Genomic DNA, 11,295 nt, shown 5'->3' on the forward strand with positions numbered 1-11,295 from the left:
TTGGCGGGGGCGCCCGGTTGGCCGGGTTGGTTCCGGCTAGCATGGCAGGCGCTCTCCATCCATCACTCCAACGATATTAGATCGAGTTTTACATTGAGCCCGGCAGGCGGTCTGAGTATAATGGCGCGCTTCCATTTTCCCGCCCGGGAGCCCCCGCGATGCTGCGTATCAGCCAAGAAGCCCTCACCTTCGACGACATCCTCTTAGTGCCCGGTTATTCCGAAGTACTGCCTAACGAAGTCAGTCTAAAGACCCGTTTGACCCGTGGCATCGAGCTGAATATCCCACTGGTTTCCGCCGCCATGGACACCGTCACTGAAGCCCGTCTGGCGATCGCCATGGCTCAGGAAGGCGGCATCGGCATCATCCACAAGAACATGACCATCGAGCAGCAAGCTGCCGAAGTGCGCAAGGTCAAGCGTTTCGAGGCCGGTGTGGTCAAGGACCCCATCACCATCGAAGCCGACGCCACTGTGCGCGACCTGCTCGACCTGACCAAGACCCACAACATCTCCGGCGTGCCGGTGCTGCACAACGGTGACCTGGTGGGCATCGTGACTTCCCGTGACGTGCGTTTCGAAAGCCGCCTGGAAGTCAGCGTCCGCGAAGTGATGACGCCTAAAGAGCGCCTGGTCACCGTCAAGGATGGGGCCGTCGCCGACAAGTCCGCCGTTCGCGAGCTGCTGCACAAGCACCGCATCGAGCGCGTGCTGATCGTCGATGATGCCTTCGTCCTCAAGGGCATGATGACCGTCAACGACATCGAGAAGGCCAAGGCCTACCCGCTGGCCAGCAAGGACGACCAGGGCCGCCTGCGCGTCGGTGCTGCCGTCGGTACCGGCAAGGACACCGGCGAGCGCGTTGCCGCCCTGGTGGCTGCCGGTGTCGACGTGGTGGTAGTGGATACCGCCCACGGCCATTCCAAGGGCGTGATCGATCGCGTTCGCTGGGTGAAAGAGAACTACCCGCAAGTGCAGGTGATCGGTGGCAACATCGCCACCGGTGCCGCCGCCAAGGCCCTGGCCGACGCTGGCGCCGACGCGGTCAAGGTTGGTATCGGCCCAGGCTCGATCTGCACCACCCGTATCGTTGCCGGTGTCGGCGTGCCGCAGATCAGCGCCATCGCCAACGTCGCAGCGGCACTGGAAGGCACGGGTGTGCCACTGATCGCCGACGGCGGTATCCGCTTCTCCGGCGACCTATCCAAGGCCATCGTCGCCGGCGCTTCCTGCGTGATGATGGGTTCGATGTTCGCCGGTACCGAAGAGGCTCCAGGTGAGGTCGAACTGTTCCAGGGCCGCTCCTACAAGGCTTACCGCGGCATGGGCTCGCTGGGTGCCATGGCACAGGCGCAAGGCTCTTCGGACCGCTACTTCCAGGACTCCTCGGCCGGTGCCGAGAAGCTGGTTCCGGAAGGTATCGAAGGTCGCGTTCCCTACAAGGGCGCACTGGCCGCGATCATCCACCAGCTGATGGGTGGCCTGCGGTCCTCCATGGGCTACACCGGCAGCGCGACCATCGACGAGATGCGCACCAAGCCGGAGTTCGTACGCATCACCGGTGCCGGCATGGCTGAATCCCACGTCCATGACGTGCAGATCACCAAGGAAGCACCCAACTATCGCGTAGGTTGATAGTGGTCGCCTTCAGGTCCAGGCCTGCAGGCGATCGACGAATCTAGTAACCGGGGCTGTGTTTTTCAGCCCCGTGTCGTTTCTGAAATTAGACGAGACTGACCATGGCCCTCGACATTCATGCTCACCGCATCCTGATCCTCGACTTCGGTTCCCAGTACACCCAGCTGATCGCCCGCCGCGTGCGCGAAATCGGCGTGTACTGCGAACTGCACCCGTTCGACATGGACGATGAAGCGATCCGCGAATTCAATCCGCGCGGCATCATCCTGGCCGGTGGCCCGGAGTCGGTCCACGAAGCCAACAGCCCGCGTGCACCGCAAGCGGTATTCGACCTGAAGGTCCCGCTGCTGGGCATCTGCTACGGCATGCAGACCATGGCCGAGCAAATGGGCGGCAAGGTCGAAGGTTCCGAGCTGCGCGAATTCGGTTATGCCCGCGTTGACGTGGTCGGCAAGAGCCGCCTGCTGGACGGTATCGAAGACCACGTCGACGACGACGGCGTACTGGGCCTGGACGTGTGGATGAGCCACGGCGACAAGGTCACCCAGATGCCGGGCAACTTCAACATCCTGGCCAGCACCCCGAGCTGCCCGATCGCCGGCATGTTCGACGACGCCCTGGGCTACTACGGCGTGCAGTTCCACCCGGAAGTGACCCACACCAAGCAAGGCGGTCGCATCCTCTCGCGCTTCGTCCAGGACATCTGCGGCTGCGAGGCCCTGTGGACTGCATCGAACATCGTCGAGGACGCCATCGCCCAGGTCCGTGCACAAGTGGGCTCGGCCAACGTCCTGCTCGGCCTGTCCGGCGGTGTCGACTCCTCGGTGGTTGCCGCGCTGTTGCACCGCGCCATCGGCGACCAGCTGACCTGCGTATTCGTCGACAACGGCCTGCTGCGCCTGCACGAAGGCGACCAGGTGATGGCCATGTTCAAGGAGAACATGGGCGTCAAGGTGATCCGTGCCGACGCCGAGAAGCAGTTCCTCGACAACCTGGCCGGTGAAGCCGACCCGGAGAAGAAGCGCAAGATCATCGGTCGCACCTTCATCGACGTGTTCGATGCCGAAGCCAGCAAGCTGGAAAACATCCAGTTCCTCGCCCAGGGCACCATCTACCCCGACGTGATCGAATCGGCTGGCGCCAAGAGCGGCAAGGCCCACGTGATCAAGTCGCACCACAACGTCGGTGGCCTGCCGGAGGAAATGAACCTCAAGCTGGTCGAGCCGCTGCGCGAACTGTTCAAGGACGAAGTGCGCAAGATCGGCCTGGAGCTGGGCCTGCCGTACGACATGGTCTATCGCCACCCGTTCCCGGGCCCGGGCCTGGGCGTGCGTATCCTCGGCGAAGTGAAGAAGGAGTACGCCGACATCCTGCGTCGCGCCGACCACATCTTCATCGAAGAACTGCGCAAGGCCGACTGGTACCACAAGACCAGCCAGGCATTCGTGGTGTTCCAGCCGGTGAAATCGGTGGGCGTCGTGGGTGACGGTCGTCGCTACGCCTGGGTCGTGGCCCTGCGCGCGGTAGAGACCGTGGACTTCATGACCGCTCGTTGGGCGCACCTGCCATACGAGCTGCTGGAGACCGTCAGCGGCCGGATCATCAACGAGATCGAAGGCATCTCCCGCGTCACCTACGACGTGTCGAGCAAGCCGCCAGCCACCATCGAGTGGGAATGACGCCCCTGCGGCTTGCCGCGACGGATAGCGTCATGGGGCGGCCAAGCCAAGGCTGACCCGCCCGAAAGGCCCCTGATTGCAAGATCAGGGGCCTTTTTCGTGGCGGCGCAATACCTGGCCAGAAGCTGGTAACGAAAAGGGTTATGGACATGAGTTGGTTGAGCAAGTTGTGCAGCGCCCTGGGTCTGGCGAGTAGGCAGGCAGCGCCCGAGCCTGCCGGGGCATTGGCAAGTCATGAGCGCCTTGCCGAAGGTAATCGCCGGGCATTCGAACGGATAGGCAAGTTGCCTGAAGCAGAGATCGTGATTGAGGAGCGTCGGCTAGCGGTCCAGGTGACGCAGATCCTCCAGTCGCTCAAGCCGCTGATCCGTGAAGGCGTATCGGGACTGGAGCTGCAGGAGCAAGTCTTGCAGCAGATGCACGAGCGCCAGTTGTTGCCCGCCCTGGTGGGCTTCCAGGGCTATCCGGCGGCGGTACCGGTTTCGGTCAACGCCCAGCTGATCAGTTGCCCGCCCACCGATAAACCACTGCCGGCCAGCGCTCTGGTCAAGGTGGAGATCGTGGTGTCTTCGGACAAGGGTTATGGGGTGCAGTCCTGGACCTTCGCCACGGCTGGAGCCTCTGCCGAGCAACGCCGTGTGCTGGCCGGTGCCAGGCTGGCCCTGGAGCAGGGGCTTGGCCAGGTGTGTGCCGGCACGCCGGTCAACGCCATCGGCGCAGCCATCCAGGAAGTGCTGGATGCCCAGGGCTTGAGTGCCGTGGCCGAATACTGCGGTTACGCCATGGGCCGCCAGCGCATCCAGCCGCCCCAGGTGTTGGGCTACCGTGTCGATGGGCCGTCGGAGCCGATGCGGGTAGGGCAGGTGCTCAACGTCCAGGTGTTGGCCAAGGCCGGGACTTCGAAGATTCGCGTGCTCTGCGGTGGTTGGCGCGTGCTGGCCCAGGATGGCAACGATGGCGTGGTACTCAGCGCCATGGTCCGGGTCACCGAGGAGGGCATGGAGCGCCTGAGTGGCCTGCCGGACTGAGCAGATTGCCGGTCAGTGCTGGCGTCGATGCCGGTAGGTGAGCATTTCGTCGTCGGGTCCAGGCGCCGCGCATGGCCAGCCCAGGGCTGCAAAGAACCGGCATGCAGGCAGGTTGTCGGGCATGACGTAGGCCATCCAGCTATCACCATGCTCCCTGGGTTCGATAGCCATCACCGCCCGAAGCGCCCGTTGGCCTATGCCTTGGCGCTTGAGTGCCGGGTCGATGGCGATATCGGTGAGTACCCAGGCCAGTTCGACGGGGTGGAAGCTGATGCCCAGCACTGCCACCAGCCGCTCATTCTCGAAATAGCTGTACTGCATGTCTTCCTTGTCTCCGAGTACGGCGGCCAGCCAGTCTTCATCCATGGGGCCCAGTTGTTCGTTGAGTGCCGGGTCTGCGTACCAGGAGCGGTACTGGACAAAGTCGTCCCGGGTAAAGCGCCGAATCCTCGGGTTCATCAGTGGGTATTCCTGTGGGCGCTCACCGTGGACGGGGCGCGGGCTGGCATTTGTGTTGCCGCAGGTTGGCAAGGGCGGTTTTTTCGCGTCCAGGCAACATCGAGAAAGACATGGGCGGCTGCTGTTCTTCTCCGGCTGTGTAACCTCGATGCCCCCCCTCTGTCATCCGTCCCGAGGAAGGTGGGCGGGGGTGCAAGCCTTGAATCGCTGAGCATACTGGAGGCCATGGATGGCTCGTGCAACACATCCCGAGCAGGAAATTGAAATGGCCCTGCGCTATGCCCAGTGGCAGGGCTGGCGGATTGAGGTCGGTGGCGAGCAGGTCTGGGGAATGATCTGCTGCCCCCAGGAGCCGCCGCTGTGCCTGTGCGGCGAGTTTCGCCGCTCCACGGTCTGGCGTTGGCCCAAGTGCCCGAGCGGGCATGCCCGGGCCCTGTGCCGGTTGATCGATAACTGCACCCTGCACCAGTTGCGCCGAACCGGGCCCCTGGCGCCAGGCCTGGAGTGAAGGATATGGAATACCTGTTCACCCTCGATTACCGCTTGCCGGCCCGGGATTGCGATCCATGGCAGGTGGCCGAGCGCCTGGGCGCCGCCGGTTGTACCGATGCCTCGTTGGGCTGCGGCGTGAGCGGGCGCCTGGCGCTGGAGTTCCGGCGCAAGGCGAGCAACGCTCAGCAGGCCCTGTTCAGCGCCCTGGGCGAGATCCGGCAGGCCCTGCCTGGGGCGCAACTGGTCGAGGCCGGACCGGATTTCGTCGGCCTCGATGAAATCGCCGGGATCGCCGGCCTGTCGCGGCAAGACATGCACAGGCTGATGCTCAACCATGACGACAGCTTTCCCCTGGCCATTCATCAGGGCCAACCCTGGTGCTGGCACCTGGCGCAGGTCCTCGACTGGCTGGATGGTCAAGGCGGTCGCTGGCGCGGACATCCGGTAACCGAGGTGGCTCGGGTGGCGCAACAGGTCAACCTCGCCCGGCAGGTGCGGTGCATCGGGCCGTTGAACGCCGAACTGCTGGCGTTGCTGGCGCTGCTGGGCTGATCGCTCGCTGGCTCAGCGCCGCGCCACGTCGGAGAAGTAGAACTTGTCCAGGGTGTGGCGTGATTCGGTGTACTCGAACTGACGGCCATCCTGGAGAAAGGTCTGGTTGCTGACCACGATCACATGGCTCTGGCCGTCCAGGTCGAGCAACTGCTGGTCGTCCTTGCTGCGCGGGCTGGCCTCGATGGTGCGCTGGGCATAGCTGATGTTCAGTTGCAGGGTCTGTTCGATATAGGCGTAGATCGAGTGCTCGGCGATTTGCCGGTCCAGCCCCGGAATCAGCTCAGCGACGAAGTGGTTGATGTCGAGGATCACCCGCTTGCCATCGATCCGCCGTACCCGCTTGATCCGGGTGACCAGGCTGCCTTCTTCTGCCTGCAGGTGCGCCCGCAGTGACCCTTCGAGAGGAAACTGGCTGAACTCCACCACCTCGGTGCTGACGTCATCCCCCAGCCGTGGATAGGTTTCCTGGAAGCTGACGATGCCACCCAACTGGAACTCGATGGGAGCGGATGAGAGCACGAAGGTGCCCTTGCCATGGACTTTCTGCGCGAAACCGCGTTCCTGCAGCAGTTCGATGGCCTTGCGCACAGTGCCGCGGCTGGCCTGGTAGCTGTCCATCAGGTCGGTTTCCGAGGGCAGGCGGGCGCCGCGTTCCAGGCGTTCGGTGGTGATGCTGGCAAGCAGATCGCTGTAGATCCGGTTGTATTTGCTCATGGGATAGCTCTGTGCCGGATGGTGCTCAAGGCAGGCACCTTAAGGGCTGGACGGGACATTTGTCCATGCGCCTGGAGGAGGCTGTAGCGAGCCGGGAAAGCGGATCTGGTGGGGTGACTCGAAGAAAAAACAAACTCGTCTGTACGAGCTGTTGATTTAACTCGTACAGACGAGTAGTTTTCCTCCCCGGCGTGCTGCCAATAACAAGAATCTCAGGTGGAAGAACGAGCATGAGCCACGACTATTCAACGATCGCCAGCGAGTTGCTGCACAGCCTCGGTGGCGCCGACAACCTCGAGCAGGCGGCCCATTGCGTGACGCGCCTGCGCCTGGCCCTGAAGGACCCGAGCCGGGTCGACAGCGCCACGCTCAACCAGATCGACCTGGTCAAGGGCTCGTTTTTCACCGGTGGCCTGTTCCAGGTCGTGATCGGCCCCGGCGAGGTGGAAAAGGTCTACGCGGCGCTGCGCGAGCAGACCGGCCTTGCCGTCTCGACCATTGCCGATGTGAAGCACAAGGGCGCGCAGAAGGCCCACGCCATGCAGCGCCTGGTGCGGGTCTTCTCCGACGTGTTCATGCCGATCCTGCCGGCCCTGATCATCGCCGGGCTGTTGATGGGGGTGAACAACCTGCTGGCCGCCAAGGGCATGTTCATCGAGGGCAAGACCTTGCTTGAGGCCCATCCGGACCTGGACGGGTTGTGGAGCCTGGTCAACCTGATGGCCAACACCTCCTTCGTGTTCCTGCCGGCCCTGGTGGGCTGGTCGGCGGCCAAGCGCTTTGGCGGCAGCGAGATCCTCGGCATCGTCCTGGGCCTGATGCTGGTCCACCCGGACCTGCTCAACGCCTGGAACTACGGCAAGGCCGTGGCCGGCCTGGATGGCCAGAGCCTGCCGTACTTCGACATCCTTGGCCTGTTCCAGATCGAGAAGGTCGGCTACCAGGGGCAGATTCTGCCGATCCTGCTGGCCGCCTACGTGATGAGCGTGATCGAGAAGTGGCTGCGGGCGAGGGTGCCCAATGCCATTACCTTGCTGGTGGTGCCCATCACCACCATCGTGGTCACCGGGGTGCTGGCCCTGGCGATCATTGGCCCGGTGACCCGCCACCTGGGGATCCTGATCACCGAGGGCGTGGTCACGCTGTTCGAGCTGGCGCCGATGGTGGGCGGGGCGATCTTCGGCCTGCTCTATGCGCCACTGGTGATCACCGGCATGCACCACATGTTCCTGGCGGTCGACCTGCAACTGATCTCTACCCAGGGCGGCACCTTCATCTGGCCGATGATCGTCATGTCCAACCTGGCCCAGGGCAGTGCCGCCCTGGCGGTATTCACCATGAGCCGTAACGCCCGGGACCGCAGCATGGCCTCGACCTCGGCGGTCTCGGCGTATTTCGGCATCACCGAGCCGGCGATGTTCGGGGTCAACCTGCGCTACAAGTTTCCGTTCTACGCCGCGCTGATCGGCTCGGCCCTGGGCAGCGTCGTTCTCTCGCTGAACAAGGTCCAGGCCTCGGCCATCGGTGTCGGCGGGCTGCCGGGATTCATCTCGATCATTCCCCAATACATCCCGATGTTCGTCGTTGGCATGGTCGTGGCCCTGGTGGTGCCCTTCGTCCTCACTTGCGGCTTGAGCCTGAAGATCATCCGTCCCGGTTACCGAGTGGCCTGACCGGCCTGGCAGGAGGCGGTGAATGCCTGTGCACTTTCCAAAGGAATCCCCCATGCAAGACTGGCAGCGCTCGGTGATCTACCAGATCTACCCGAAAAGTTTTCACAGCCACTCAGGACAGGCCACAGGCGACCTGCTGGGCGTGGTAGACAAGCTCGACTACCTGCACTGGCTGGGGGTCGACTGCCTGTGGCTGACTCCGTTCCTGCGCTCGCCGCAGCGCGACAACGGCTATGACATCAGCGACTACTACGCCATCGATCCCAGCTACGGCAGCATGGCCGACTGCGAACTGTTGATCGCGGAGGCCGGCAAGCGCGGCATCAAGCTGATGCTCGACATCGTGGTCAACCACACCTCCATCGAGCACAGCTGGTTCCAGCAGGCCCGCAGCAGCCTGGACAACCCTTACCGGGACTTCTACATCTGGCGCGACGAGCCCAACAACTGGGAGTCCAAGTTCGGCGGCTCGGCCTGGGAGTACGAGGCGCAGACCGGCCAGTACTACCTGCACCTGTTCGATCACACCCAGGCCGATCTGAACTGGGACAACCCCCAGGTGCGCGACGAAGTCTTCAAGATGATGCGCTTCTGGCGGGACAAGGGGGTCGGCGGCTTTCGCCTGGATGTGATCAACCTGATCTCCAAGCCGGCGGATTTTCCCGAAGACCAGAGCGACGGCCGACGTTTCTATACCGACGGCCCGAACGTCCATGAGTACCTGCAGGAGATGCATCGGGAGGTGTTCGCCGGCCACGACCTGGTGAATGTCGGCGAGATGTCTTCCACTCGCCTGGAGCACTGCATCCGCTACTCGAACCCGGAGTCGAAGGAGCTGTCGATGACCTTCAACTTCCATCACCTGAAGGTGGATTACCCCAACCAGCAGAAGTGGTTGCGGGCCGATTTCGACTTCCTAGAACTCAAGCGCATTCTTTCCGATTGGCAATGCGGCATGCAGGCCGGCGGCGGCTGGAACGCGTTGTTCTGGTGCAATCACGACCAGCCTCGGGTGGTATCGCGGTTCGGCGATGACGGCGAGCATCGGGTGGTGTCGGCGAAGATGCTGGCCACCGCCTTGCACCTGCTGCAGGGCACGCCCTTCGTCTACCAGGGCGAAGAGCTGGGCATGACCAATCCGCATTTCCAGCGCATCGAGCAATACCGCGACGTCGAGACCCTGAACATCTACCGCCTCAAGCGCGAGGCTGGTGAAGACCCGCAACAGATCATGGCGGCGATCCAGCAGAAGTCCCGGGACAACGGGCGTACACCCATGCAGTGGAATGCCGGGGCCAATGCCGGCTTCAGCAGCGCCGAGCCCTGGATCGAGGTCGCGGCCAATGCCGACCGGATCAATGTCGATGCGCAGCAAGAGGACCCGCAATCGGTGTTGCACCACTATCGTCGGTTGATCGCCTTGCGTCGGGAACAGGCGTTGATCCAGCACGGCATCTACCGCCAATTGCTGCCCGACCACCCACAGCTCTGGATCTACGTGCGCGAAGGGCAGGGCGAGCGCCTGCTGGTGGTGAACAACTTCTATGGCACGCCGTGCGAGGTCCAATTGCCGCAACAGATTATCGCGCCGGGTATGCAACAGCGGCAGCTGATCAGCAACTACCTGGACGATGTCGTGCGCAGCCGGCAGTTGCTGCTGCGGCCCTATGAGTCCTTCGTCCTGCACCTGGCCCACGCCTACTAGTAGCCAGGTGGCTTTTGCCGTTTGCCAGGCCTGCGCTGTACCGGAGCCCGCGCAGGGCCTCGCGCCGGCCTGCCGGCGCCTGCGGACATCACAATAAAAATAATGGGGTGGCTTATGAGAACAACGATCAATCTCGGTTTGGCGGCGTCCTGCCTGTGCCTGGCCTTGCCTTATCCGGCCCAGGCCCTGGAGTTTGCCGGCTACCTGCGCAGTGGCCTCGGCACTTCGGTCAACAGTGGCGGGCAATCGTGCTTCCAGCTTCCCGGCGCGCCATCCAAATACCGCCTGGGCAACGAGTGCGAGCAGTACGCCGAGCTGGAGCTGCGCCAGGACCTGTACACCCTCGAGGACGGTTCGGTGCTCAGCATCGATGGCATGGCCTCGCTCAACAACCGCTACGACCGCAACCTGACCTTCCAGGGGGAGAACGGCTCGGCGCGCATGCCGCAGATGTATGCCCAGTGGTCGAAGCTGCCCAGCCTCAATGGCGGTTCGCTGTGGGCCGGGCGTCGTTACTACAAGCGTAACGACATCCATATCTCCGACTTCTACTACTGGAACCAGAGCGCCACCGGCGGCGGGGTCGAGGACGTGCGCATCGGCGATCTGAAATACAGCTATGCCTTTTCCCGCAAGGACAACCTCTACCAGAAGCAGGCCGTGACCCGTCATGACTTCAACGTCGCCGGCTTCCAGAGCAACCCCGGCGGCGAATTGGAGCTGGGCCTGAGCTACCTGGAAAAGCCCGATCGCCGTGGCGCCCACAACGGTTGGGCGATCACCACCCAGCATGTGCAACAGGGCTTCCTGGGCGGCAAGAACAAGCTCGCCCTGCAATACGGCGAGGGCCCGGGCACCGGCCTGGGCTATACCGGCGACTCCTACCTGGATGACAGCAACAAGAGCTATCGCCTGGTGGAGTTTTTCGACTGGCAACTGAGCCCGGGCTTTGGCGGTCAGTTTGAGGCGGTCTATCAGAAGGACATTCGCCCCGACGGCCAGGACCAGAGCTGGATCTCCCTGGGCGTGCGCCCGGCCTATGCCATCACCGAGCAGTTCAAGCTGGTGGCCGAGTTCGGCCACGATCAGGTGGAGGCCCCCGGGGGCACGCGCAAGCTCAGCAAGTTCACCTTCGCCCCGACCTGGTCGCCCAAGGGGCCAGAGTTCTGGGCCCGTCCCGAGGTGCGCCTGTATTACACCTATGCCAGCTGGAACGAGGCGGCCCAGCGTGCGGCCAACCAACTGGCGGCCGGCTCCGCGCTGTCCGCCAGCGGTGCGTTCGGCAGCGCCCGACATGGGGCGAATGTCGGTTTGCAGGTCGAGTACTGGTGGAAATAAGCGATGCTGGCGGGG

Annotated in this window: 10 protein-coding genes; 8 read left to right on the plus strand and 2 right to left on the minus strand. The window is 63.4% G+C overall.

Features of this window, described 5'->3' with window-relative positions; all coding sequences use genetic code 11:
• The first annotated feature begins 158 nt into the window (after positions 1 to 158).
• The 3 genes from guaB (at position 159) to CAG11_RS04625 (ending at position 4,344) form a co-directional block, all read left to right on the plus strand.
• A complete protein-coding gene (guaB, locus tag CAG11_RS04615; RefSeq protein ID WP_022640682.1) occupies positions 159 to 1,634 on the plus strand; it encodes an IMP dehydrogenase in 1,476 nt (491 codons plus the stop codon).
• 104 nt (positions 1,635 to 1,738) lie between these two features.
• Positions 1,739 to 3,316, plus strand: coding sequence for a glutamine-hydrolyzing GMP synthase (gene guaA, locus CAG11_RS04620; protein ID WP_022640681.1), 1,578 nt, complete (start codon positions 1,739 to 1,741; stop codon positions 3,314 to 3,316).
• 302 nt (positions 3,317 to 3,618) lie between these two features.
• Positions 3,619 to 4,344, plus strand: coding sequence for a M24 family metallopeptidase (locus tag CAG11_RS04625; protein WP_158091408.1), 726 nt, complete (start codon positions 3,619 to 3,621; stop codon positions 4,342 to 4,344).
• 12 nt (positions 4,345 to 4,356) lie between these two features.
• Here CAG11_RS04625 and CAG11_RS04630 read toward each other — a convergent pair whose 3' ends face one another.
• A complete protein-coding gene (locus tag CAG11_RS04630) occupies positions 4,357 to 4,803 on the minus strand; it encodes a GNAT family N-acetyltransferase (protein WP_085595026.1) in 447 nt (148 codons plus the stop codon).
• A gap of 229 nt (positions 4,804 to 5,032) precedes the next feature.
• On the opposite strand from CAG11_RS04630, the gene CAG11_RS04635 reads away from it, so the two are divergent.
• On the plus strand, positions 5,033 to 5,311 hold the full coding sequence (locus tag CAG11_RS04635; RefSeq protein WP_085595028.1) for a hypothetical protein: 279 nt from the start codon (positions 5,033 to 5,035) through the stop codon (positions 5,309 to 5,311).
• Between the two features lie 5 nt (positions 5,312 to 5,316).
• A complete protein-coding gene (locus CAG11_RS04640) occupies positions 5,317 to 5,847 on the plus strand; it encodes an AlpA family transcriptional regulator (RefSeq protein WP_085595030.1) in 531 nt (176 codons plus the stop codon).
• Positions 5,848 to 5,859: 12 nt separating this feature from the next.
• Here the strand turns inward: CAG11_RS04640 and treR are convergent, their stop codons facing one another.
• The gene (gene treR / locus CAG11_RS04645) at positions 5,860 to 6,564 is read right to left on the minus strand and encodes a trehalose operon repressor (RefSeq protein WP_085595032.1); all 705 of its coding nucleotides are present in this window, start codon (positions 6,562 to 6,564) and stop codon (positions 5,860 to 5,862) included.
• A gap of 230 nt (positions 6,565 to 6,794) precedes the next feature.
• Between treR and treP the strand changes: the two genes are divergently transcribed.
• From treP to CAG11_RS04660, 3 genes are all read left to right on the plus strand, one after another.
• Positions 6,795 to 8,237 (plus strand): PTS system trehalose-specific EIIBC component, encoded by a 1,443-nt coding sequence (gene treP, locus CAG11_RS04650; protein WP_085595034.1) that lies wholly within the window; start codon positions 6,795 to 6,797, stop codon positions 8,235 to 8,237.
• Positions 8,238 to 8,289: 52 nt separating this feature from the next.
• A complete protein-coding gene (treC, locus tag CAG11_RS04655) occupies positions 8,290 to 9,942 on the plus strand; it encodes an alpha,alpha-phosphotrehalase (protein WP_085595036.1) in 1,653 nt (550 codons plus the stop codon).
• Between the two features lie 114 nt (positions 9,943 to 10,056).
• Positions 10,057 to 11,280: a carbohydrate porin gene (locus tag CAG11_RS04660; protein WP_085595038.1), complete on the plus strand. Its 1,224-nt coding sequence runs from the start codon at positions 10,057 to 10,059 to the stop codon at positions 11,278 to 11,280.
• The last annotated feature ends 15 nt before the right edge of the window (positions 11,281 to 11,295 follow it).

Origin of the sequence: Pseudomonas sp. B6(2017) (genome assembly GCF_002112765.1) — a bacterium.
Taxonomy (GTDB): domain Bacteria; phylum Pseudomonadota; class Gammaproteobacteria; order Pseudomonadales; family Pseudomonadaceae; genus Aquipseudomonas; species Aquipseudomonas piscis.